The sequence below is a fragment of the Domibacillus antri genome (genome assembly GCF_001936625.1).
Lineage (GTDB): Bacteria > Bacillota > Bacilli > Bacillales > Domibacillaceae > Domibacillus > Domibacillus antri.
Genome location: NZ_MSDU01000016.1, coordinates 1 through 23178, shown reverse-complemented (window position 1 = coordinate 23178; position 23178 = coordinate 1). Strand labels below are relative to the sequence as shown.

The window sequence follows — 23178 nt, the reverse complement described above, 5'->3', positions numbered from 1 at the left end:
ATCAAAAACAGGTCATCTGATGATCAACTAACTTACACATTGAAATCGCTTACTTATCGGAGGTGGAACTTCTTTGAGCTTATTTACTTTATCAATGATCGCTATCGTGCCTATTGTGACCATTCTTATTTTTCTTGTCTTTTTAAACTGGCCGGCTACCCGGGCCATGCCAATTGCACTCGTCGTGACAGCATTGATCGCGATGTTCGTCTGGGGAACAGACAGCACGATTGTCGCCGGGGCAGCATTTAACGGTCTTATCACCGCGCTTGAAGTTATTTTTATCGTATTCGGCGCTGTCCTCTTGTTAAATACCGTAAAAGAAAGCGGTGCTATTAATACAATTCGCCGCGGTTTTACCAGTATTTCACCAGACCGCCGGATTCAAGCCATTATCATTGCGTGGCTGTTCGGCGCCTTTATTGAAGGCGCTGCAGGATACGGTACACCGGCCGCTGTTGCCGCGCCGCTTCTTGTGGCAATCGGTTTTCCGGCAATGGCTGCGGTTATGGTTGCGCTTATTATTCAAAGTACGCCTGTTTCATTCGGGGCGGTCGGAACACCGATTCAAATTGGTGTCAATACCGGTTTAACCGACCAGCCGACGGTTCTTTCTGCTCTTGAAGGTACAGGAATGGGCTACATTGATTATTTGATGTACATCTCATCCAATGTCGTGCTCGTTCACGGTATCGTCGGTTCACTCATTCCGCTCTTAATGGCGGCTGTGCTTACCCGCTTTTTCGGTCCGAATAAATCGTTCCGCGAAGGCCTCAAAGTATGGAAATTTACTTTATTTGCCGGTATTTCATTTACAGTGCCGTACTACTTTATCGGCATCACGCTAGGTCCGGAATTCCCATCTTTGCTCGGTGCATTGATTGCGATGCTGATCGTCGTTCCTGCAGCCCGAAAAGGTTTGTTTATGCCGTCAGCTGATGATCATTTCGACTTCCCGCCGCGCAGCAAATGGGAAGAAGACTGGTTCGGTAAACTGAATTATGAACCGGAAAAAGAAGAAGGTTCACAGCGTTCGATTTCTATGGGTATGTCATGGCTTCCTTACATTTTAGTTGCAGGACTTCTCGTTGCATCCCGTACAGTCGAACCATTAACAGCCGCGTTGAAAGCGCCTGCACTTGTTTTTGAAAATACATTTGGTTCCGGTATTACCACAACATCAACACCATTGTTTTTACCGGGCTTTATTTTCATCGTCGTTTCCGTACTAACGTTCTTCCTGCACCGCATGAAGTCATCAGACTACACGCGCGCATGGAAAAGCTCTTTTAAAACAGCGGCATCTGCCGGCTTGTCACTTATTTTTGCGGTGCCGATGATCAAAATTTTCTTAAATACATCGTTAGCTTCGGATAAAGTATCTGCAGCAACAGAAGCACTTGCCGGTCAAAATATGCCGCTTGTCCTTGCTGAAAGCGTATCCGTTGTCGCCGGCGATTTCTGGCCGATCGTTGCCCCTGCTGTCGGAGCACTCGGCGCATTTATTGCCGGAAGCAACACGTTCAGCAACATGATGTTCTCACTCTTCCAGTTCGGCGCAGCCGGCAACATCGGCCTCGATGTGCATCAATCCGGGATAATTGTTGCCTTGCAGGCAGTCGGCGGTGCAGCCGGTAACATGGTTTGCGTCCATAACGTGGTCGCCGCTTCTGCAACAGTTGGCTTGATTGGAAAAGAAGGCGCACTGATCCGTCGTGTGCTGCTGCCGCTGACATATTACTTGCTTGCTGCCGGTTTTCTCGGCATGGCAATCATTCACGGCGTCTTCAATGTGTGGCTTCTCATCTATGCCATCATCGTCTTCGTCTACATTGCCCGGCTCTTTACCGCAAAAGACGGTTTAGCCGTGGCTTCAGTCCGATAAATAGTAAGAAGAGGCTGTCTCCAAAGATCATGGAGGCAGCCTTTTCTTCGTTTCTATGGCCGGATTTCTTACAGTGTGGGCCGGATTTTCTGATTTTGGGCCGGTTTTCTTGTCACTTTGGCCGAATTCCGATCAATTCGGCCTTCAAGAAGCAGAATTCGGCTCTCATTTCAATAAATCGGCCTAATTGGGTCAGAATCCGGCCTTGTGGGACAGCCTCATCTTCGCTCTTAGAAAAATATTGCTTCCATTCACTTACTGTTCCTTCAGTCTATACCACTCTCCGTCCCTTTCCAAAGGGAATGCATAACGGCGTACCGAAAATAGGGTCGCGGTCAATCCGGCAGTCGAGGCCGAAGACGTGCTTGACGAGTGCAGCATCGACGACCTTTTCCGGCGCCCCTTCCGCATAGATCGTTTTATCTTTAACAGCAACAATATGGTCGGCGTACCGGCAGGCGAGATTCAAATCATGCAGCACCATGACAATGGTGCGGCCTTCCTGTTCATTCAGTTCAAACAGCAAATCGAGAATATCAATTTGATGCGTCATATCCAGATATGTCGTCGGTTCATCAAGCAAAATGATATCCGTATTTTGCGCAAGCGTCATCGCAATCCATGCGCGCTGACGCTGGCCGCCGGACAATTCATCGACAACGCGGTCCGCCAGTTCTTCCATCGCTGTCGCCTTCAATGCACGCTGCACCGCTTCCTCATCCGACACTGACCACTGCTTCAGCCACGTCTGATGCGGGTAGCGCCCCTGTTTTACAAGCTGCAGCACCGTTAATCCCTCCGGAGCGGCGGGGGACTGCGGCAAAATCGCCATTTTGCGCGCCGCTTCTTTGGTCGACATCTTTTCTAAAAGGACATTGTCCAGCAGTACGTGACCGGATGATGGCTTCAAAAGGCGGGCGGCGGACCGGAGAAGCGTCGACTTCCCGCAGCCATTCCCGCCGATCAGCACCGTAATTTTCCCTTCCGGCACCGTCCAGTCCAGTTCATGAATGATCGTTTGTTTTCCATATTGGAGCGTGACGCTGTCCATCGTGATGATACTCATTATCATCTATCCTTTCGTCCGAAAAAGTAAGTAAATAAAATACGGTGCACCGATTGCGGCGGTGAACACGCCGGCCGGTACTTCAAGCGGTAAAAAGAGCGTGCGCCCTGCAAGGTCGGCCAGCATGACAAGAATGGCACCGATCAGCGCGGCCGCGGTAATGAGCGGACCTGCGTGTGAACCGACGAGACGGCGAGCAATATGCGGGGCCATTAAGCCGACAAAACCGATGCCGCCCGCAAAGGCGACGGCACCACCGACAAGAGCCGTCGCGAGCGCGAGAAAGAAAAATCGCTGCCGTTCGACATGGGCACCCGCACCAATCGCAAGTTCATCCCCAAACTGCTGCATGTTTAAATGGCGGCTCGCAATAAGGACAGAGATCAAACCAATCACTGCCCACGGTGCCATGATCATGACTTCTCCCCATGATGAACCATTCACCGAACCTGTCATCCACATATTGGCCTTGGACGCCTGATAAATCGGCCCGATGATCATCATCATCGTCGTAACAGCTTTCATCGCAGCAGTCAATCCGATACCGATTAAAATAAGACGAATCGGGGACATACCGTTTTTCCAGGCGAGAAGATAGACGAGAAATGCCGTGACAGCTGCCCCGATAAAGGCGGCAAGCGGCAGCCAGGCAATGCTGACGGTAAGCGCGTTGTTTTTATCGCTGAATATTGCTAGAAACGCGGTCACAGCTGCACTGCCGCCAGCGGTCATCCCAATTAAATCAGGTGACGCAAGCGGATTTCGGACAAGTCCCTGCAAAATCGCTCCGGCTGCGGCCAATGCTGCTCCTGCACAGAGCGCCACTAAAATGCGCGGCATGCGGAATGAATAAACCACCATATGCTGAAACGGATCACCGAAGCCGAGAATGGTTTGAAACGCCGCGATAGGGCTGAACTTAATATCGCCGAGCGCGGCACTGGCAATAAGAACAGCCACCAGTCCTGCAAACAAAGCCGTCATTTTATAGACGGTTTTTTGCTCAATTAACAAGGACACAGCTCCGCGTAAAGGACGGATTGCTTTCATCGGCTCATCCCTCCTTTACGGGCGATGTGAATGAAAAACGGCACGCCAATGGCCGCGGTCATCACACCGACCGGTACTTCCTGCGGCATAATGATGTAGCGTGACGCAATGTCGGATGCAAGAAGAAGAATGGCCCCAAGCAGTCCGGAAAACGGCAAAAGCCAGCGGTGATCAATCCCGATCCAGCTTCTGGCGATATGCGGAATGATAATGCCAACAAACCCGATCGGACCGGCCACTGCGACCGCCCCGCCGGCAAGCAAAACAACGAGGAGTGATGCGGCGATTTTCGTAAAACCTGTATGCAGACCGAGCCCGCGGGCGACATCTTCTCCCATTGCCAGTACATTTAATTTGCCGGCGAGAAGCATGGCCCCGAGAACACCGGCTGCTAAATAAGGCAAAACGGATAAAAGCAAATCAAGATTTCTTCCCTGCACCGATCCCGCCAGCCAAAATAAAGCCTGATCCAGCATCGCTTCATTAAAAACGAGAAAGCCTTGCGTGATGGACGAAAACATCGCCGCAATGGCCGCCCCGGCAAGCGTCATTTTCATCGGTGTCAACCCTTCCCGTCCAGCCGAACCGAGCACAAAAACAAGGAATTGCGCGAGAGCGGCTCCAATAAACGCAAGCCATGTGATAGATTGATTGCTGCCGACGCCGAACATAACCAGTCCCATCACAACGAAAAAGCCGGCGCCGGCATTGATGCCGAGAATGTCCGGTGATGCCAGGGGATTTTTCATCAATGTCTGCATGATCACTCCCGCCATCGCGAGACTCATCCCAATACATGCGGCAATCAGCGCCCGCGGAATACGCACTGTTTGAACAACGATATGTTCGTTCGATCCATTAAAAGAGGTAAATGAATCGTACACGCCCTTCCATGTCGTGTCTGTATAGCCGTACACGACACTTGCGGCCATTAAAATAATCGTCATGACTGTTCCTATAAAAAGAAGCCCCGCTTTTGTTCCTGTTGTCATCGTAAACGCTTCCTGTCTGTCAAAGTTTTTCACGTCTTCCATTGTAAAAAGACATGGGCTTTTCGTCAATGATTTTGAAAATCATTTTCAATTATGTGTTGACAGATTTAAAAGCAGCATTTATGATAATACTTGTAAACGGTAATGATAATCATTATCACTTTTGCTTTACCCCACCGATTCATTGTGCACATTTTGGCGGTCCGAACGCCCATCCGGATCGCCCCCTTTTTTGCAGCGAACAGAATTTTTCTGCAGCGATAGATTTTTATTTTTTCAGGAGGAAAGAAAGATGAAGAAATGGCTTTTATTTATTCCAGCGGTGCTGATGCTTTTCTTGGCCGCTTGCGGAAACAAAGAAGAAAGCAGCAGTACAGCCGCTGAACCGGAAACGGATACATATACAGTCGAACACGCAATGGGTACGACTGAAATTACTGGAACACCTGAAAAGGTTGTCATTTTAACAAATGAAGGAACTGAAGCTCTTCTCGCACTAGGCGTGAAGCCGGTTGGCGCAGTTCAGTCCTGGACCGGCGATCCTTGGTATGATCACATTGCAGCGGATATAGAAGGCGTTGAAGTGGTTGGGATGGAAGACCCGGTTAATGTGGAAGCGGTCGCAAAGCTGCAGCCGGATTTAATTATCGGAAACAAAATGCGCCAGGAAGCCATTTATGAGCAGCTGAGCGCGATTGCTCCGACGGTTTTCTCTGAAACATTAAAAGGAAACTGGAAAGAAAACTTTGAACTGTATGCTAAAGCATTGAATAAAGAAGAAGAAGGAAAACAAGTGCTTGCAGAATACGACAGCCGCATTGAAGACATGAAAACAACCTTTGGTGATAAATTGTCACAGGAAGTATCCATGGTCCGCTTTATGGCCGGAGACACTCGTATTTACCATAAAGATTCATTCTCCGGCGTCATTTTAGAACAGCTAGGATTTGCTCGCCCGGCGGAACAGGATAAGCCGGATTTTGCTGAAACAAATGCCACAAAAGAACGCATTCCGGCAATGGACGGCGATGTCATTTTCTACTTCACGTACGATACTGGTGACGGTGAAGCCTTGAAAGCTGAAGAAGAATGGGTTAACGATCCATTGTTCCAAAACCTTAAAGCTGCGAAAGCAGGAAACGTTCATAAAGTCGATGACGCCATCTGGAACACAGCAGGCGGCGTGCTCGCAGCACACAAAATGCTTGACGATCTTGAAAAATATATGGCTGAATAATGCTAAAGAGGCCCCTCTAATGCCGGGCCTCTTTTCTATGCTGCTTTCTTGTTCTTATTAAACCTTTTCGTATAATAAATAGAGAGTCCAATAATAACCGGTATCCATTTCCTTTATGTTTGATAATCCATTTGTTTTCTAATTTGTTCTTTCGCATCAAAACCGGCTAATTTTTCACAAAGATACAGACCTAAATCGATGGAAGAACTGACACCTCTTGCCGTAATAAGGTCCCCTTCATCAACAATCCGCTGATCGAGTACTGTACAATAAGTTTCTAATTCACGAAATGCATTCGGATGAGTTGTCGCGGACTTCCCTTCTAAAAATCCAGCCGCTCCAAACAGCAATGAGCCGGTACAAACCGATGCTTTTATTTTGCTGTTCTCGGCGGTTTTGAGCCAATCAATAAAAGAAGCATCATTAACCAATGTCCTTGTACCAAATCCGCCCGGCACAATGACCATGTCATACGGCTCAAGAGATTCCTTCACTCTTGCCGGTGTAAAAATGAGTCCTGTTCCATCCACAATCTCTTCCGTAAAAGCACAAAGATCCCACTTTAAATCCGGAATGAACTTCATTGTTTTCAATCTCGTTACAGCGTCGTACACCCCAACAAAGTCAAGCGCCGTTACACCATTAAATAGAATAAATGCGATATTCATTTTTTTCTCCCTCCGCTCACTATTCTCTACATCAAATGTTCTGAAAGTTTCCCTTCCAATATCGTTGTCACTTTTCCGGAAATCCGCACTTCATCATTAGAAACATATACGTTTAATAGACCGCCTCTTTCCGAAGCTTGATAAGCAGTAAAAGTATGTTTCCCCATCTTCTTTTGCCAATATGGGCCGAGACAGCAGTGCGCCGATCCCGTGACATAGTCTTCATTCAATCCTTGAACAGGAGAAAAAAAGCGGGATACAAAATCGATACCGGAAGCATCCGAACGGGCTGTTACGATCACACCGCGCACTGGAATCTTCTCAATCAGCCCAATATCAGGCTTCATGTTTCTGACGATATCCTCCGACTCCACTTCCACCAGCAGATCAAACTGATTTTTTCCGACGTAAACAGGGTTCACTCCCAGCGCTTCTACAAGAAATGCCGGCGTCTCGATCTCAATTTCATAAAGCGCAGGAAAACATAATTGGACTGAATCATCTGCCAAAGTTGCCGTCAGCACCCCGCTTTTCGTTTGAAAATGAATAGTCTGCTCTTTTGAAATATTTTGATTATTCCATAAAAAATAAGCACTTGCCAGCGTCCCATGTCCGCAAATCGGGATTTCCGTCGTCGGCGTAAACCACCTTAACCGAACGTTTCCACCGGACATTCGAACAAATGCCGTAACAGGCAAATTCATTTCTTTTGCCATCTGCTGCATCCATTGATCCGCTTTTTCCTCCGTCAGCAAACAAACTGCTGCCGGATTTCCTTGAAACGCTTCCTCTGTAAAGGTATTCAATATAGACACGTTCACTTTTAACCCACCCCTTCAAATGACACTTATTCGCTTCTATCATAATATATAATTCATAAATTATGGTAAAATGAAAACAGCTTGAAAGATTTTTTGCAAAGGGGGAACTGTTATGAATTTCCATAATGAAGTATGTACGTTATTAAACATCCAATATCCGATCATTCAAGCAGGCATGGCCGGTGATAAGTTAACAACCGTTGATTTAATTACCGCTGTTTCTGAAGCTGGCGGACTTGGAACACTTGGGGCTGCTTACATGCAACCGGAAGATATTCGTGAGACGATCCGAAATGTAAAGGCGCGGACGAATAAGCCATTCGCTGTCAACCTATTTTGCACGGACATGACGGATGATTTGACCGGCATCCACGACGTACAACGTTTTTTGGACCAAATGCGTGAATCGCTCGGCATCGAACCCGGCCCTAGAGAAGTGCAGTCGAAAAACCTTTTTGAGCAGCAATTTCAAGTGCTGCTGGAGGAGGAAGTGCCCATCATCAGCACCGCATTTGGCATCTTGCCTCCCTATGCCATGAAGCTGGCGAGAGAACGCAATATGAAAGTGATCACAATGGTCACCACCGTCAGAGAAGCTCTATTGGCGGAAGAACAGGGGTCAGATGTGATTGTCGCGCAAGGAAGTGAAGCCGGCGGACACCGCGGCACGTTTGACATGAAACAACACCCGAACGGCGCCGCAGTCGGATTGTTTTCTCTCCTTCCTCAAATAGTGGATCAAGTACATATCCCGGTCATTGCGGCCGGCGGCGTCATGGATGGCAGAGGATTGGTCAGTGCTCTTGCCTTAGGCGCAAAAGGCGTTCAGATGGGCACAGCTTTCCTGACGACAATAGAATCCGGCGCTCACGAATCGTATAAAGAAGCATTACTGAACAGCACCGAAGAAAGGACAGTTATCACAAAAAGCTTCTCCGGCCGCCCTGCCCGCGGCATTCGTAACCAATTTATCCAGTCCTTTGAAGAGTCCGGCATTCCGCCATTAGCCTTTCCGACACAAAACGCCGTAACCGGTGACATCCGCCGGGCAGCCGCTAAACAAAACAAGCCGGAATTCATGTCGTTATGGGCCGGGCAGGGAACTCGTCTATTAAAAAAGGACCAATCCGCAAGTGATGTGATTCATCAAGTCATGAAAGAAGCCGAACAGATTTTAGGGAATCTCAGCACAAGTAAGCAGGTTTAGGTTCCATTATGGAGCTGAAATGGGCGTTTTTTTCGAAGTGTTGCCCTTACTGTTACACAAAGAGGCGGTCCCACAAGTATGGGGAAGGCCGGATTCTGAACCATTTAGGCCGATTTATCGAGAGGAAACCGGCCCAAGATGCAAGAAATCCGGCTATTGTAATGAAAAAGGGATGTCTCATCCTATCTTCTTGAGAGACTCTCCCAGCCGGAAGAAGGTATCGTCCGGCTGTGTCACTTTAGAATTGAGCAGACACAAGTCCGCTTATAAACAATGCCCATAAAGATTTTGACGTATCCTGTTCCCATTTACATCTCTAAAACAAACTGGACAGTAAACGTTCCACTGGTTCCCGACTTGAATATTATAGTTGCCGGATGGATATTTTAATAATCTTGGCGTCGTACTATTCGGATGAAAATCACCTCTGCATTGATTTTTCACCCAAACATTTTCGCATCTGTCACAAATGTAAGTAACTTTATAATTTCCCAGAATACATTCGGCATCGCCTCCACATTTAGGGCACATTGACAGCCAATTGTTAAAGTGATGAAAAATTCTTTTCATGTATGTGGCCAAATGGTCTGTCAAGCCAGGCAATGTGGGGAACTGGCTAATTTTATACAAATGATTTGCATCTACATTCCAGTTATTTGTTTTTTCATCTATATGAACGAGCGCCGCACTTTTTACCGTTATTTTTTCATGTTTGATTTCTAAATATCGTCGTGCCGAATGTTCCAAATCGTTTTGGAGTACGTTTTCGTTTATATTCGTATACGGTTTGTATTTAGCATCTAAAACATGCGCATCCCAATTTTGATTTGAATTTTTGAAAAGAAAAATGAAGTCTGGCTTAACTTTTCTTCCATTTTCCAAATCAATCTCTTTTTCATAGTACAGACCTGCTGCTCCTTTTGAAGATTTAAACTTCCCGCTCCAGCCGCTTAGTGTTCTTTCTTTCTCAAAATGAGCGATCATGGATCCGGTTATATTTTCACATGTAAATTGAGCTTTTTTCAGTTGATGAATTAATTGAAATAATATCCACACTTCATACAGATGAGGGGAACTGACCATTGCCGATTCAAAATCCCTCTCTTTTGCCGTCAGAATAGGTGCATTTGTTCGTATATTTCATAAACTGCTTGATATGCTGGATGACTGATAAATAAATGTGTCCAGCTTGGTTCTTCTTCCGGGACATCAAACAGCGGGTTCACAATAAAAGACGACATGAACCCGCTTAATGCTTCCCATCTTATCGTTCGCTCTTCAAGTTCTTTTATATCTTCTTTAAGCTGTTCATTCCGTTTTCTTATTTTCTCAATAGCGCGGCCGCCTTCTATTGTGTTGTTTGTATTCAATTTTTGTAAATCATCCGCAATTCGCTTCACGTTTTCATAAGCTGCTTTTTCTGTTTGTACTTCTTGTTCAATTCTGCTGTCGATTTGTTCCAGCATCCAGCGTATCATGCGGTGTTCAGTTATGTTTGTTTCTTTTTTGAATGTTTTGGCTGACAGCTTTTCACGATAAGGAAAAAGGCTTGCTTCTAAAACCGTTTGGCTGTCCCATTTTTTCAAATGAAGCTTCTGTACTTTTTCTTTTTCCAATTGAAGCGTTTCAGCCGGATTTTCTATAATTTATTCCAGCCACTCCGCCCATTTCTTTAGCTGTTTTTCCAGCTTTTCGATTGGAAAAAGAGCAATGTCCAGTTCTTTAATTTTTGTTCGCTCATCTGGCTGCGCTGACGTAAAAGCCAGCTCTTCAAACATCTTTTTCACTTCCATTTGCATGACGGTATATTGCTCTATGGTTAACGTCTGAGGAACAATTTTTGCTTTTGCCATTGAAAGAATGCTGCCGTTTTCGCCGTAAGCTGTTACAGTCCATTCTCCGCATGAATTGATGCCGAAAATCGACTCTTTCTTTGTCTCAAATCCATCTTCCATCCATATTTCCGACTTTTCATACCACATGTTTTTTTCATTTTCAGATTGTGATAAAGGAATTTCCTTTCCCCATGATCCTTTTATTTCTACACGTACTGCTCCTTCAGCCTTCACGCCAATCCTCATTGTTTTACCTTTTAACCGTTCATATTCCTGCATAACATAAAATGACCCGTCTTTTGGCAGTTCTTCAAATACCTCTATTGCTATTTCTTTGCACTTCTTCCTCCCCGTTGAAAGAACTGGCTTCTCTTCTTTTACGTAAATGTAAAACAATCTCATGTTGATCACCAGAACCGCACAATACGTTCATCAGCAAGCATTTTTTCAAGCTTTGTGGATGAATATTTGTATTTCCTTATTCTCTCTGCAAAATCTTGCAGCGCTTTTATTCCTTCTTCATTTTTCTTGGACACTTCAATACGCGGAAGGATTTTAGAATAAATTAATTGGTCATAGTATACATCTTTTTATTTTTTTGTCATTTTTTGTTCAGGAATTCTATCGAGATAAGCGGCAATTTGCTTTCTTCCCCAGCTGTTTAAAGGTGCATTTGCAATAATGTCCAGCTGCTGAGATAAATCGATTATTTCCTGTGTTTCCTTTTCAAACGCATTTTCGACGGTAAAAAACCGGCTGAGCGTTTCTACATTCACAACGATACAGCCGGTCAGCACATTCTCTTGCACCTTTTTTTCAATTTGCCCTTTTTGTTTCTTGTCTAAATGATCTATTTCAATAATGAAACTTCTATCAATGACTTTTGGGCTTAATGATTTCACTGTATGATCCATATTCATCGTTCCGATAAAGGGGACATTCGGCGGGATGTCAAATTTATAAGGATATCGATTGACCAGATCTGCTGCATTTAAGAATTCTTCGCTTTCCGGATCAACCTGATCACTGCTGATCCTCTTTTCAGCAATATCAAAGTACCTCTTACTATATAGACGAATAGAAGAGGACTTATTTTCACGGCTGCTTAAAAACTCAGAAAAATAATATTCCACATGAGACAAATTCATTTCATCGAGACAAATGATATGCAGGTTTTCCAAATCATTTGCCGCATCCGCCAGCGCTTCCATGAAAGGTGTCGGAACAAAACATTGATCCATCGGATTAAAATACCCCAATAAATCTTGTGTATCTGTCCACCCGGACTGTACCGGAACGAATGTCGCTTTTGCGTTCTTAATAGCATGGGCAAATTCCGATACAATGCTTGATTTCCCTGTTCCAGATGGTCCGCTTAAGACAACCATTGTATTCGTTTGAATAGCACGCAACAAATTTTCAATGACTCTTTCGTCATAGATCAAATCATCTTCTGATTTGTGATAAATAAGTGTCTGCAGCGTATCTACAGCTTTTTCAGGCTCCCAAGGATGTGTTGGTCTGTCGTCCTCTTCCTTTACATCTTCTGCTAAATTTATGTACCGATCAATTTTTCCGAGAATTTTTAGCCATTGAATTTGTTTTTCAGTCAGCTGAATGTCTTTATATGTTTCTAAATCAAACTTAATCAGATTATGTAAGTGTCTTTTATCGCGCTGCATTTCATATGCTGCTTCAAATAAAGTGCCTTTTACAAGCACTGCTGAAAGTTTCTCTTCAGAAATAATCGAGGATACAGACCAATTTAGTCCTGGCTGTAATGGATGCGGGCACGGATGATATTCTCCTGTTTCTGTCGGTTCCATAACCGTAGCATTTACAATAATGGCATCTGTTTTGGATGGCTTTTTAATCCTTTTAAATGAATCCACTGAAAAAACCATATGCTCCCAGAACAACTCATTTTTCAAACGCTGTAAAAAAAGCGGTACATTCTCGAGATAATCATTTTGCTTATTTTTGTTACACAGCTCTTTTGCTCTCTTAAATATAAAGCATCCTCCCATCCCTCGTTATTTAGCCAATGTTCAAATGTTTTTACTTTCGTGTCTTTAGTCATAACCATTATTTCTGATATTTAATTCTACAAAGAAGCAATATCAGAAATCCCCCTTTCTCATTTATACTTCATTCCAAAATAACGAACATGACGGCCAATTTGAATTCCTTTCATCATTTCGCCACAGCGGCATGTCAAAAAAGCCATCATGCTCACACTCCATTTTTAAGACAATTTTACCAATTATTTTTGATTACTTTTGTCGAAAGTTGTCGAATTTCCTATAAAACTTGATTATTTTCTTGGAATTTCGTCGGCAGCTTTTTAAAAGAAAAGGAATGCAAAAAACCCGTACCATTTTTGGTGCGGGTTTTTTGCTTCACCTATAATGATCCGCCGCATTGTGCATTCATGAGGAGGCGCGGCGGATTCTGTTTTGCAGATTGTGTTTCATGACTTTTCATTTTGTCAGCACTATCCGTTATTTGATGCAATGCCATCCGAATATATGTGCTATAATGGCATCTGTACAATCGCATAGGCTCACTCAAGGGATGGTCTGGCTCACCCCGCTTGAAAGGGGGTGATGCCCAGGACAGTATTTGAAGCATTATCACTGATGATCGCTTTCGGAACATTAATGGTCCTGCTGTCTAAAGATACAAAGAAATAGACCTCCCTTGAGCCCTGACAAGTTCGGGGAGGTCTATTTCATAATACTCCTGAGTCAGCCGCTCCCTGAGTGGCAGCGATCTGTACATCGCCGTGGGTGTTACCAGCACCTGCGGCTTTTTTTATGTTATGCGTTTGTTACGGTTATTATAACGGCTTTGGCGGGGGATTTCAAATAAAGACTTATCATATGTAAAGCTTATCTTGTTCAACACACATCCCAAAAAGAATCCAGCCTTACACCTTTTCCCTGCACAACTTGTGAGGCAGCGCAAATATTGTTGCTCCGCCCGTCTGCTGAAAATAAGACGTTCACTTTTTATGAAAATCATAATTGCATGCCTCAGCGTTTTTCTTTCGCGTTAAATTATATTTTCGAAAAGAAGAATATCCCACTTTTGCAGACCCTTCCTCTGTTTCTCTTGAAATTCCCGGGCTGCCGCTAATTGTTCCGTTATCTTCATGCAGCTCTCTGAAAAACTCTACCGTTTCTTAAACACATGTTTTCATTTTTAAAATAAAAATAACTTTAGGAAATTGTTTACTGCTGTTCACCAATCATGTTTTCTGATTCTATCATCCATTAAATTTCCGTATAGATACGATGGCGCCTGCAAATGCTGCAATGGCGTCTTTTTTTCTAATGGAACAAATTCCAATGCATGCTCTATAACTTGCTTGCTTATAGAGCGGTTGGTAGTACTAAGAAACAATGTGTTCCCTTTGATAGAATAGCTGAATTCTTTTCCTTTTTTCTGCGTGAATATTTCACCTTCGCACTCTATAATTCGCGTCCAGATTTTTTCAATCATAAAAGCAGGCACTCCCTTCCTTCTGCATTTCTTGGGGGAATGCGATGTCAGAGAAACGGAATTCCGAACACAAGAGTAAACAAAAGCGATCCGCGCAGAGCAGATCGCTTTTTCACGATGACGGATGAATAAGGCTCGTCTTTCAGGAAGGAAAATCCGTTTCCGGTATTAAATGCGGGCAGCGCTTCAAAATAGCCCGTTTCATTTGTTTCGGGGTGCCGGCTTGCACGACGATATGATCAAAATCATGACCTTGCAAATCAAGTACCACCACATGGCTTGCATCGCTATAAGAGAGAAAATATTTCTTTCCTTTATAAATAAAACGGCCAGCTTTATATCCAAACGGGATAGAGGTTCCTCCCAAACGCAAAGCGGCCCAGTGCAGCTTAAAATTTCCTGCTTCTACATTTCGGATCGTCTGGTACGGAATTCTCAGCTCTTTTTTTAAGCCGGCAGCAGCCGTTAATCTTGAAAATTTGATGACAAGTTCTTTCTCTTCAAATTGAATTGTTCTGCCCATAAACATCCCCCCTGCCTTTCGTTCGTTTTTCATTATTATACATTATTTAGAAGGGAAGCAGACGACATAAGAATGGATTTTCATTTTGCTTCCGTCAATCAACAGCCGACGAAAATCCGCATCATCAATAATCACCATATAAGCATGATCCTATCACCACAAGGAGCTTCAATGCAATTTTTGGAACATTCGGATGTTCCTTTCATCTAAAATTAACGGATTTCGACGAACTAGATGTTGACGCTATTCAATAATAGTTTGACTTTCCTAGAAAGGGAAACATGAAACCGGCTCATAAAATGTGTCTGTGCTATACTGAAAAGAAAAAGGACTGATTGACTTGGATATTACCATCACACCGGCTGCGTCCGAAAAAATAAATGCGTTAAAAAATCGGGAAGACGGCATCTTGAAGTTGAAGTGGGATACGGAAGGAAACGGCTGTGTCCTCAATGGTGTGCCGACTCTTTGGTACGTGGATGAAGCGGATGCCGATCATGATGTGCTTCTTGAAACAAACGATATGCCCATTCTGGTGGAGAAACCGAAAATGGTCTTTTATGATGAAGAATTGAAAATTGATTACTCTGCTGAAGCGGGTATGTTTCAGCTCAAAAGCCCGAACCAGATTTTAAATGGCCGGATGGCGTTCCGGAATAAATAAAAAGAAGGAGATGGCCGGATTTAGATGGAATCCGGTCTTCTCGTGTGGAATCCGGCCGTTCTTCCCTATCCGCCATTTACTTTTCCTTGCCCTCGCTTCCTTCTATCTCGTTTCTTCCTCATAATGCAGCCATTCGGGATCAACCCCTTCTTCATATCCTCCGCCGCTTTGGTATACGCGTTCATCATCCACTACATAACCGTACATGACACCGGGTTCATTATAAAAGACGACTTCCACTTCATACATTGCGCCGACCGCATTGTACGACACCCATTTCTCATCCGGATACAGCGCTCGTAAATGCTCGTCGACGGCGTCCAGATTTTCATATCCTTCAACTCGGTCCGCATCCCTGTCATTCATTAAATAAATGACTTCTCCAGCACCGATACACACAGCCGCCAGCAATAGCCCGGTTCTCCGCTTTTTCATAAGCAGCGCGATTAACAAGACCAGGGCAATCGGCACTAAAAATAAAAAACACGTAATCAGCGTCGCGGGATACATAGCAGCACGCTCCTATTCTTTTTTCGAATCGATCATAATATCCATAAATAAATAACCCCGGTCAATCGGATAGGAAAAAGTTCGAATGAGCAAATTGGTTTCCAAATCCGGATAAGGTTCGGACAACATTCCTCTTCGTTCCATTTTCATTCTGGCAATGTTATACACGAAATATGGCCGCCAGCTCCAGTTTTTCCCTTTATATTCAGGCTGCTGCCGCCACTTTCCTTTCGATAAAATGAAATTGTCCGTTTTTTGGTATCCTTTATCATCACATACGTACACACGATAACAAAAGTCTTTCATATACGCCGCCAGGTCTGATAGATAAACCATCGGATCGGACATCGTTGATATAGAAGACTGAATTCTCTTTAATGTTTGGTTTAGCGAATGCTCCAGCTCAAATTGATTTTTCCACGCAGTTAATTCCGCTTCAATTAACTGGTCGATCATATGTACGATTTCTTTCTTAGCAGAAGCGTACAGTTCCTGAAAGCTGGAATTCGGCCGGCCAAAAAGGTAGCCTTGATAAAAACGCCCGCCGCTTTTCCAGGCATTTTGCAATTCACTCTGTGTTTCAATTCCTTCGAATAATAAAGAAGCCCCCATTTTCCGGGCCAGCACAGATAAGGATTGGAGAACGTCCATAAACGACTTGGAATGTGTACTATTTTTAAGTAAAAGAATGTCAACCTTCAATATATCAGGATGAAAGGAAGCGATCCGATCTAAATTGCTGAACCCTTTTCCGACGTCATCAATGGCGATTTTACAGCCCAGCTTCCGGTAGTAGTCGAGCATTTCGATCAATTCCTTTTCCTTAATCAGAAACAAGAATTCAGTAACCTCCAACACAACCTGTTTTGGATCGACGCCATGTTTCGATATCCAATCTTTGTCCCCGTCCTGCCAGTCCATCTGAAGCCAGTCCGGATTTATATTGATAAATAAATGAGTGTTCTTATTTTCGACTTTCGCGAAGCGCTGCAATGCAGACTGTCTAATGTGCTGATCTACACGGCGCTGAAGTTCGGCATCTTCTTCTGGATCATTAAAAAAAGGGCCGAGTGATTTGACACCAGATGGGGAATTCAGTCTTCCCAATACTTCATATCCCCATATTTCCTGTTCATCTGCACTGACAATTGGCTGAAAATAGGGAATGACCTGCTGCAGATCTATCATCCCTTTACGTTTTCCTCTTTTCGTCTCTATTTTCATAAAAATACGTTCCCTTCGATAGGGGGCTGACCCCTGAAGATAAATGTTATCTTTATTATACAGATTTGAAACACAAAACTTTTGAAAAGTTTCTATAAGTTAGAATGAATAACGTCATTCTGATATAAAAATGAGCAGGTGTTAACCTGATGAATTCCTTTTTTTCATTTTCTCACCATCGAATCTTTTTCAATAGATGCTGCACAGCCTGCCTGGAATCCTCGCTTATGTCCCAGCCGTCCACTTCATTTTTAATATGATTCAGTGTGCCAAATTCCCTCACGAATCCGTTTAATCTCGCGGTTAGCGCCGAATCGGTAAACGCGTTCTCCGACGGATAATATAGCTTTAGCCATTCTGTCGCTTTCAAAAAACGCTTCAAATAATATTTTTGATGACGATCTTCCCATCATGATAAAACAACAGCGACATGTACTGCCGCTCCTTATCGTTCACCCGATTTGTCGATGTGTGATTTCCCCCAAAAATACGCAATATCTTTTCAAATGAAAGGGCCGCCGGATCAAAATCCACCTGCAGAGTTTCGGTATGATCACCCATGTGTCGATACGTCGGGTTCTCTCTTAAGCCGCCCGCAAAGCCGACACGCGTGCTAATCACACCCGGCAGTGAACCAAATCTTGCATCCGCCCCCCAAAAACAGCCCATCCCGAATGTCGCTGTTTCCACTTTCAATAGATGAGACTGCCACTCCCCTTCAATCGCAGGCATCAGCTTTTCATCCTAATTCATGTTTTTCGCCCCTTTTAAAAAATGATACAAGACCGTGCTTTAATAGTAAAAGAAAAAGGGGAACTCTTAGAAACTCATTGAGACTTCCCCTTCTTATGTCGATGGCTGGAATTCGTGATCATTGGACGGATTTTCTTTGAATTCGGCCGAATTTGTGCAGAATCCGGCACCCATTCGCCATCAGCAGCTTATAGGACACATCATTTAGGAATAAATTACAAAATACAACCTTACTTTATCTTTCAACAAGCTTAGCATACGCCGCCCATATAAGAGTCGGCGTTGTTTAATGGCTGCGCGACTTTTTCCGCTAACATATGAAGAAAAAAAGAGACGCTTTTAACGAAGCCGCTCCCTTTCACATTATTCAATTTACTTCAGCCCATTTTCTGATACTTCTTTTACCGCTGAAACATATTTCTCATACCATGTTTCCCACTTGTCTTTTCGGGATTCTATAATTCTGCCATCCAGAAGTGCTTCGATGACCTCCAGACATACATGCCAGCCGGCAAGATCCCTTGGCGTATGGTCCGTTAACGCACGAATCTTTTCAATGAAGATCATCCGGCAGCCTGCCGCATCTGGATACAGCTCAAACCGAACAATATCTTAATCCCATGTATATTCCAAGACGGAATGCATCCTGAGTTCAAGAATTTTCATCTTTTCAAACAGACCATTCTGCATATCGAACGTGATCGTGCCGCCTTCCCGAAGATCCTCGACCCGGAGCTCGGAAAACCATTTCTCCAGCTTGTCGTTCTCCGTCAGCATCCCCCAAACTTCTTCAACAGAATGATTGAAATGACGCTCAAACCGGGCAATATAACCTTGTTCCGCTTTTTGTATGGCCGCTAACATCATACTCTCCCCTTTCCGTTTTTATCATTCCCTCTTAACGGACGTACCAGTCATTTACTTTCACTTCAAAAATACAGGGCCATTCTACGAAACACTTTTTTGCGTTTCTTTGACCAGTCCGTAATAGGACAGCAGTGCAAGAGAGCTTGCGGAAAAGATAATGACTCCCATCGGAACGGCTGACTGTTCACCTGCTATTCCAACAAGCGGCGCGGTAATGGAACCAAGAACAAAAGGCAATAAACCTAATAGAGCAGAGGCGCTTCCCGCAATATGACCCTGTGTTTCCATTGCGAGTGAAAACGAGGATGAGGCAATGATGCCAATCGAAGAAACGAAAAAGAATATCGGAATCACGACAGCCCAAAGCGGCCCTTTGAATAAAACCACAGCTAACAAGGTGATGCTCGCGGCGATTGACATCGATAAGCCTATTTTTAAAAAGCGGGTTTCCGAAACGGTATCAACAAAGCGGCCGACCAGCTGCGTGCCGATCATAAGACCAATTCCGTTCATCCCAAATAAGACACTGAATAACTGCGGGGACACCCCATAAATGGATTGATAGACGAATGGCGTGCCGGACACATACGCAAAAATCCCCGCCAGCGTAAATCCTTGTGTGAGCGCGTAACCGGCAAAATGGCGGTCTTTAATTAAAGAAAGAAAGTTTCGGAAGGTTTGTCCTAAATTGCTCGGCGGTCAGCGGGCAGCGTTTCATCCAATTTCCATGTCACGACAAGGACAAGCAAAATACCAACTGCGCCCAAAACGATAAAGACCCCGTTCCAATCCGTAAACGCAAGAATGCCGCTACCGGCAACCGGAGCTAAAATCGGCGCCATGTTGTTTATCAGCATGAGCAGGGCAAAAAACTTCGTCAGTTCCCGGCCGCTGTATACATCGCGAACAATCGCCCGTGAAATAACGAGTCCGGCTGCTGCAGAAAATCCCTGCATAAAGCGCGCGCCGATAAACCAAAAGATCGATGGCGCGAAGGCACAAAAAATAGATGCAGCGAAGTATAAGAAAAGAAAGAAAATGAGCGGTCTGTGCCGGCCCCGGACGTCGCTCATCGGTCCGATAACGAGCTGCCCGAAACCGAGCCCAAGTAAGCAGGCTGTTAAACTGATCTGAACAAGTGATGCCGTTGTGCCATAGTCATTTGCAATGGTGGGAAACGACGGCAAATAGGTGTCGATCGTCAAAGGACCCAATGCCGCAAGCGCGCCGAGAAGCAGCGCAAACCGCATTCGTTTGTTTTCCAGTAATTGATTCACGTGATGCAGCACCTTTCTTCTAGCTTTTTAAACGCGACTGTTCCACAAGCATGGGGGAAGGCCGGATTTCGAGTCATTTAGGCCGATTTATCGATAGAAAAGCCGGATTCCGCCTCTCGAAGGCCGAATAGATGAGAATCCGGCCTAAAGCGCCAAAAATCCGGCTCAAAATAAGAAAATTCGGCCCAAACTGCCAAAAATCCGGCCTAAAATCAGAAAGTCCGGCTTTAGAAAGGATTCACTGAACCTTTTTCAGAAACGACAGCATCTCACGAATCAGTTCATCCGGTTCTTCCAGCATGCTTATATGACCGGCTTTCTTTATAAGCGAATGGGTAATCGTCGGGCCGGCCGCCGAAAATGTTCTTTCAGGCGAGATCACTTGATCCCCTTCACCGGCCACTAATAAAACCGGCAAATGCGTGTTTTCCAGAACATGATTCCGATCAGGCCGGGTTTTCATCGCCTGAAGTCCCGCAATCACCCCTTCTGGTGATGTTGTGTAGCCAATATCCTTCGCATTCTCTACGTCTTTTGCATTTGTGATCAACTTTTCCTTTGCAAACAGTCTAGGCACCAATACATCAATCAGCACATGAACACCATGATTTTTCACTTTTTCAATCGTAGCATCCCTGCCCTTTTTGGCTTCCTCTGCATCCGGAAAAGCCGTTGAGTGGACAAGAGAAAATCCGCTTAATCGATCGCTGTTTTTTTCGGCAAAAGCAAGGGCTACGTATCCGCCTAGTGAGTGACCGAATATGACTGCGTTTTCGATCTCCAACTCATCCAGAAGCAGTTTCACATTTTCGGCCATCCCTTCAATGGTCTGCGGCAGGTTATCTGCAGAAGATGCTCCATGACCGGGCAGATCAGGCACGATAACCCGGTACTGCTTGGAAAGTTCAGGCACTGTTTTTTCCCAATAAGCAGCGCTTCCGCAAAAGCCGTGAAGCAGTACAATCGGCTGTCCTTTTCCTTCCTCTATAAAAGCCATTGTTGAGTTTGCAAGTGTCATTGTTTTTTTGTTCATCATGATCTTCTCCCCTTTTTCGTTTTTCAGTATGTTGAACTACCCCCACTTAACACTCTTGCGAGCTGTTTGAAGTGGGAGATTCCTAAGAACACCAGCGTAATCGCCAGTTATTGATTAGGCTATCCCCGCAGCTCCTACGGTTAGAAGTCTTACAGCTTCGTTTTTAAGATTTTGTCCTGCGTTAACGTCTCTATCGTGATGCGTGCCACAAGAAGGGCCATCCCACTCACGAAGATTTAGATTCTTAACATCTTTGTTTTGATAGCCACAGCGGGAACACAACTGACTGGAAGCGAATGTTTTCGACACAGCAACTACTTCTTTGCCATACCATTTCGCTTTGTACTCAAGCATGGTTCTAAATTGTGACCAGGATGCTTCACTGATGGCTTTTGCTAATTTGTGATTTTTCAACATGTTACTTACTTGCAAATCTTCAATACCAATCACATCGTGGTTTTTGATGATGTCAGTAGAGATTTTATGCAAGTAATCTGTTCTTGCGTTTGTGATTTTCTCATGTAGTCGTGCTACTTTACACTTTTGTTTCTGATAGTTCTTAGCTTCATCCAGTTTGCATTTTCGTTTCAAAGCCAACTGTTGTCGTCTGGATAGAACACGTTGTGCATCAGCCAACTTCTTTTCCAATGTACGAAACCATTTAGGATTGCCAAATATTTGACCTGTAGAAAGGATTGCAAAGTCTTTTAATCCCACATCCACTCCAACAGATGAGCCAGTTTTAGGCAGTTCTTGCACTTCTGTTTCAACAAGAATGGACACAAAGTATTTGCCGCTTGGGTTACGTCTAATTGTGGCATTAAGAATACGTCCTTCAACTTCACAGCTTTTTGCAAAGCGAACAAGACCAAGTTTAGGCAACTTGATTCTATTGTCTGCAATGGCAATATTTCCATTCGTGTGCTTGGTTGTGTAAGATTGTACCTTGTTCTTTTTAGACTTGAAACGTGGGGCTTTGTTCTGCTTTTTAAAGAATCGTGAATACGAATCAGCAAGGTTTTTAAGTGATGATTGAATGGCGATGCTGTCTGCTTCTTTTAACCATACTAATTCTTTCTTTAGTTGCGTTAATTGAGAAGAACAAGCGTTATAAGTTAACCCTTTACCTGTTTCTTTGTAAGCATCATTCCATCGTGCCAAAAAGTGATTGAATACAAAGCGGGAACAACCGATTGTTTTAGCAATCAGTATTTCTTGTTCCTTGTTTGGATAGATATGGAATTTATATGCTTTATTGACTAACATTGCCTTTCACCTCACTTCAAATCCGGTGTCCCCATGACTTGATTAGCAGTGTTGCAATCGCCCACGCTACCGCCGACATAAACCCTAAAAACGTACCCGTTTCGATATTGAGCTGGCTGCCCATCGTAATAAACACACCGGCCATTCCAAGAAGCACTCCCACCCACTGAACAAGCCGGCATCGAACCCTCAAAAAGATTGTGCAACACTACAACAAGCAGCGGATTCGTAAAAGTTAAAATTGCAGACTCACCCGATGTAATGGTCCGCAAGCTTAAAAAAATGAAGCCCATCACTGCTGAAGTTTGAAAAAAGCCGACGGCCGCCATCTGAAGCCACTGTTTCACTTTTAGCGGGTGCGGGCGTTTCAAAGCTTTTACGATAACAGCCATAACTACACCTGCAATAGTAAAGCGGAAAGCAACGAGCAGCAGCGGGGAAAAATAAACCAGTCCCATTTTTCCGATAGCAAATGAAGAACCCATTAAAGCAGTCGTCATTACAACCAGCAACCCGTAAATAAATTTATTCACCTGCACTCCTCCTGTTAACATCTGACGTGACCCTGTTTATTTCGTCCTCAAAAACTTCTCTTTCTTTTTTCGGATCAAAAGTGTTACTTGCACCATTGTAAATAACAAAGACGATTTTTTTCGGTATGCTAAATATTTAGACTCACGCGTGTTGATTAACAATAATCATACAGTTTCCTTCCAGTTAACCTCAAAATAAAGATGTAGAAACAAGGGCATTTCCGCCTGCCATTCCAACTGAAGAGCACCATAAAGACCCA

23 protein-coding genes and 2 pseudogenes are annotated in these 23178 nt (G+C 44.3%); 5 read left to right on the top strand and 20 right to left on the bottom strand.

What is annotated here, in order from left to right; translation table 11 throughout:
- Positions 1 to 73: 73 nt before the first annotated feature.
- Entirely contained in the window at positions 74 to 1885 is a 1812-nt protein-coding gene (locus BTO30_RS08815) for an L-lactate permease (RefSeq protein ID WP_075398360.1), read from the top strand.
- Between the two features lie 271 nt (positions 1886 to 2156).
- Here the strand turns inward: BTO30_RS08815 and BTO30_RS08810 are convergent, their stop codons facing one another.
- The 3 genes from BTO30_RS08810 to BTO30_RS08800 are packed head-to-tail and all read right to left on the bottom strand — an operon-like array spanning position 2157 to position 4993.
- Positions 2157 to 2951: an ABC transporter ATP-binding protein gene (locus BTO30_RS08810; protein WP_075398359.1), complete on the bottom strand. Its 795-nt coding sequence runs from the start codon at positions 2949 to 2951 to the stop codon at positions 2157 to 2159.
- A 6-nt stretch (positions 2952 to 2957) separates the two neighbouring features.
- Positions 2958 to 4001 (bottom strand): FecCD family ABC transporter permease, encoded by a 1044-nt coding sequence (locus BTO30_RS08805; protein ID WP_075398358.1) that lies wholly within the window; start codon positions 3999 to 4001, stop codon positions 2958 to 2960.
- Positions 3998 to 4993, bottom strand: a complete 996-nt coding sequence (locus BTO30_RS08800; protein WP_075398357.1) for a FecCD family ABC transporter permease — start codon at positions 4991 to 4993, stop codon at positions 3998 to 4000. Before BTO30_RS08800 ends, BTO30_RS08805 begins: the two co-directional genes overlap by 4 nt.
- A gap of 292 nt (positions 4994 to 5285) precedes the next feature.
- Here BTO30_RS08800 and BTO30_RS08790 point away from each other — a divergent pair, with 292 nt between their 5' ends.
- On the top strand, positions 5286 to 6230 hold the full coding sequence (locus tag BTO30_RS08790) for an ABC transporter substrate-binding protein (RefSeq protein WP_075398355.1): 945 nt from the start codon (positions 5286 to 5288) through the stop codon (positions 6228 to 6230).
- Positions 6231 to 6343: 113 nt separating this feature from the next.
- Here the strand turns inward: BTO30_RS08790 and BTO30_RS08785 are convergent, their stop codons facing one another.
- Positions 6344 to 6898, bottom strand: a complete 555-nt coding sequence (locus tag BTO30_RS08785; RefSeq protein ID WP_075398354.1) for a DJ-1/PfpI family protein — start codon at positions 6896 to 6898, stop codon at positions 6344 to 6346.
- Positions 6899 to 6924: 26 nt separating this feature from the next.
- Positions 6925 to 7719, bottom strand: a complete 795-nt coding sequence (locus BTO30_RS08780; RefSeq protein ID WP_075398353.1) for a PhzF family phenazine biosynthesis protein — start codon at positions 7717 to 7719, stop codon at positions 6925 to 6927.
- A 112-nt stretch (positions 7720 to 7831) separates the two neighbouring features.
- Between BTO30_RS08780 and BTO30_RS08775 the strand changes: the two genes are divergently transcribed.
- Positions 7832 to 8926, top strand: a complete 1095-nt coding sequence (locus BTO30_RS08775) for an NAD(P)H-dependent flavin oxidoreductase (RefSeq protein ID WP_075398352.1) — start codon at positions 7832 to 7834, stop codon at positions 8924 to 8926.
- Positions 8927 to 9190: 264 nt separating this feature from the next.
- Here BTO30_RS08775 and BTO30_RS08770 read toward each other — a convergent pair whose 3' ends face one another.
- The 4 genes from BTO30_RS08770 to BTO30_RS08755 form a co-directional block, all read right to left on the bottom strand.
- The gene (locus tag BTO30_RS08770; RefSeq protein WP_075398351.1) at positions 9191 to 10009 is read right to left on the bottom strand and encodes a hypothetical protein; all 819 of its coding nucleotides are present in this window, start codon (positions 10007 to 10009) and stop codon (positions 9191 to 9193) included.
- Positions 10010 to 10038: 29 nt separating this feature from the next.
- Entirely contained in the window at positions 10039 to 10542 is a 504-nt protein-coding gene (locus BTO30_RS08765; RefSeq protein WP_075398350.1) for a hypothetical protein, read from the bottom strand.
- Between the two features lie 30 nt (positions 10543 to 10572).
- Positions 10573 to 11163 carry a hypothetical protein gene (locus BTO30_RS08760; protein WP_075398349.1) on the bottom strand — a complete coding sequence of 197 codons (591 nt, stop codon included), beginning with the start codon at positions 11161 to 11163 and terminating at the stop codon, positions 10573 to 10575.
- Positions 11164 to 11351: 188 nt separating this feature from the next.
- Entirely contained in the window at positions 11352 to 12653 is a 1302-nt protein-coding gene (locus BTO30_RS08755; protein WP_158023579.1) for an McrB family protein, read from the bottom strand.
- 714 nt (positions 12654 to 13367) lie between these two features.
- Here BTO30_RS08755 and BTO30_RS17990 point away from each other — a divergent pair.
- A complete protein-coding gene (locus tag BTO30_RS17990; protein WP_425429448.1) occupies positions 13368 to 13454 on the top strand; it encodes a putative holin-like toxin in 87 nt (28 codons plus the stop codon).
- A gap of 550 nt (positions 13455 to 14004) precedes the next feature.
- On the opposite strand, the gene BTO30_RS08750 is transcribed toward BTO30_RS17990, so the two are convergent.
- Entirely contained in the window at positions 14005 to 14265 is a 261-nt protein-coding gene (locus BTO30_RS08750; protein ID WP_075398388.1) for a hypothetical protein, read from the bottom strand.
- A gap of 142 nt (positions 14266 to 14407) precedes the next feature.
- Positions 14408 to 14788 (bottom strand): hypothetical protein, encoded by a 381-nt coding sequence (locus tag BTO30_RS08745; protein WP_075398347.1) that lies wholly within the window; start codon positions 14786 to 14788, stop codon positions 14408 to 14410.
- A 340-nt stretch (positions 14789 to 15128) separates the two neighbouring features.
- Here BTO30_RS08745 and BTO30_RS08740 point away from each other — a divergent pair, with 340 nt between their 5' ends.
- Positions 15129 to 15452 carry an iron-sulfur cluster biosynthesis family protein gene (locus BTO30_RS08740; RefSeq protein ID WP_075398346.1) on the top strand — a complete coding sequence of 108 codons (324 nt, stop codon included), beginning with the start codon at positions 15129 to 15131 and terminating at the stop codon, positions 15450 to 15452.
- A 102-nt stretch (positions 15453 to 15554) separates the two neighbouring features.
- Here the strand turns inward: BTO30_RS08740 and BTO30_RS08735 are convergent, their stop codons facing one another.
- The 9 genes and pseudogenes from BTO30_RS08735 to BTO30_RS08700 all read right to left on the bottom strand — a co-directional run.
- Positions 15555 to 15962 carry a hypothetical protein gene (locus BTO30_RS08735; RefSeq protein ID WP_075398345.1) on the bottom strand — a complete coding sequence of 136 codons (408 nt, stop codon included), beginning with the start codon at positions 15960 to 15962 and terminating at the stop codon, positions 15555 to 15557.
- A gap of 12 nt (positions 15963 to 15974) precedes the next feature.
- Complete coding sequence (locus BTO30_RS08730) at positions 15975 to 17186, bottom strand: EAL domain-containing protein (RefSeq protein WP_083632343.1); 1212 nt, start codon at positions 17184 to 17186, stop codon at positions 15975 to 15977.
- Between the two features lie 378 nt (positions 17187 to 17564).
- Positions 17565 to 17918, bottom strand: coding sequence for a peptide-methionine (S)-S-oxide reductase (locus BTO30_RS17615; RefSeq protein WP_245796393.1), 354 nt, complete (start codon positions 17916 to 17918; stop codon positions 17565 to 17567).
- Positions 17919 to 18311: 393 nt separating this feature from the next.
- A pseudogene (locus tag BTO30_RS08720) lies at positions 18312 to 18803 on the bottom strand (SRPBCC family protein).
- 84 nt (positions 18804 to 18887) lie between these two features.
- Positions 18888 to 19460 carry an MFS transporter gene (locus tag BTO30_RS17930; protein ID WP_342743392.1) on the bottom strand — a complete coding sequence of 191 codons (573 nt, stop codon included), beginning with the start codon at positions 19458 to 19460 and terminating at the stop codon, positions 18888 to 18890.
- Positions 19461 to 19489: 29 nt separating this feature from the next.
- A complete protein-coding gene (locus BTO30_RS17925; RefSeq protein ID WP_342743391.1) occupies positions 19490 to 20083 on the bottom strand; it encodes a Bcr/CflA family efflux MFS transporter in 594 nt (197 codons plus the stop codon).
- A 238-nt stretch (positions 20084 to 20321) separates the two neighbouring features.
- Complete coding sequence (locus BTO30_RS08710; protein ID WP_342743390.1) at positions 20322 to 21119, bottom strand: alpha/beta fold hydrolase; 798 nt, start codon at positions 21117 to 21119, stop codon at positions 20322 to 20324.
- A 114-nt stretch (positions 21120 to 21233) separates the two neighbouring features.
- Positions 21234 to 22385, bottom strand: a complete 1152-nt coding sequence (tnpB, locus tag BTO30_RS08705; RefSeq protein WP_075398344.1) for an IS200/IS605 family element RNA-guided endonuclease TnpB — start codon at positions 22383 to 22385, stop codon at positions 21234 to 21236.
- Positions 22386 to 22413: 28 nt separating this feature from the next.
- Positions 22414 to 22918: pseudogene (locus BTO30_RS08700) on the bottom strand (DMT family transporter); the annotation flags it as partial.
- Between the last annotated feature and the right edge of the window lie 260 nt (positions 22919 to 23178).

What these genes read in the sequence shown, in the direction of transcription:
- BTO30_RS08760 (WP_075398349.1), bottom strand. Translation starts at nt 11,163, where the DNA reads ATGAGATTGTTTTACATTTACGTAAAAGAAGAGAAGCCAGTTCTTTCA.
- BTO30_RS08775 (WP_075398352.1), top strand. Translation starts at nt 7,832, where the DNA reads ATGAATTTCCATAATGAAGTATGTACGTTATTAAACATCCAATATCCG.
- BTO30_RS08745 (WP_075398347.1), bottom strand. Translation starts at nt 14,788, where the DNA reads ATGGGCAGAACAATTCAATTTGAAGAGAAAGAACTTGTCATCAAATTT.
- BTO30_RS08730 (WP_083632343.1), bottom strand. Translation starts at nt 17,186, where the DNA reads ATGAAAATAGAGACGAAAAGAGGAAAACGTAAAGGGATGATAGATCTG.
- BTO30_RS08710 (WP_342743390.1), bottom strand. Translation starts at nt 21,119, where the DNA reads ATGATGAACAAAAAAACAATGACACTTGCAAACTCAACAATGGCTTTT.
- BTO30_RS17990 (WP_425429448.1), top strand. Translation starts at nt 13,368, where the DNA reads ATGCCCAGGACAGTATTTGAAGCATTATCACTGATGATCGCTTTCGGA.
- BTO30_RS08785 (WP_075398354.1), bottom strand. Translation starts at nt 6,898, where the DNA reads ATGAATATCGCATTTATTCTATTTAATGGTGTAACGGCGCTTGACTTT.
- BTO30_RS08770 (WP_075398351.1), bottom strand. Translation starts at nt 10,009, where the DNA reads ATGGTCAGTTCCCCTCATCTGTATGAAGTGTGGATATTATTTCAATTA.
- BTO30_RS08805 (WP_075398358.1), bottom strand. Translation starts at nt 4,001, where the DNA reads ATGAAAGCAATCCGTCCTTTACGCGGAGCTGTGTCCTTGTTAATTGAG.
- BTO30_RS08800 (WP_075398357.1), bottom strand. Translation starts at nt 4,993, where the DNA reads ATGACAACAGGAACAAAAGCGGGGCTTCTTTTTATAGGAACAGTCATG.
- BTO30_RS08790 (WP_075398355.1), top strand. Translation starts at nt 5,286, where the DNA reads ATGAAGAAATGGCTTTTATTTATTCCAGCGGTGCTGATGCTTTTCTTG.
- BTO30_RS08810 (WP_075398359.1), bottom strand. Translation starts at nt 2,951, where the DNA reads ATGAGTATCATCACGATGGACAGCGTCACGCTCCAATATGGAAAACAA.
- BTO30_RS08750 (WP_075398388.1), bottom strand. Translation starts at nt 14,265, where the DNA reads ATGATTGAAAAAATCTGGACGCGAATTATAGAGTGCGAAGGTGAAATA.
- BTO30_RS08735 (WP_075398345.1), bottom strand. Translation starts at nt 15,962, where the DNA reads ATGTATCCCGCGACGCTGATTACGTGTTTTTTATTTTTAGTGCCGATT.
- tnpB (WP_075398344.1), bottom strand. Translation starts at nt 22,385, where the DNA reads ATGTTAGTCAATAAAGCATATAAATTCCATATCTATCCAAACAAGGAA.
- BTO30_RS17615 (WP_245796393.1), bottom strand. Translation starts at nt 17,918, where the DNA reads ATGCCTGCGATTGAAGGGGAGTGGCAGTCTCATCTATTGAAAGTGGAA.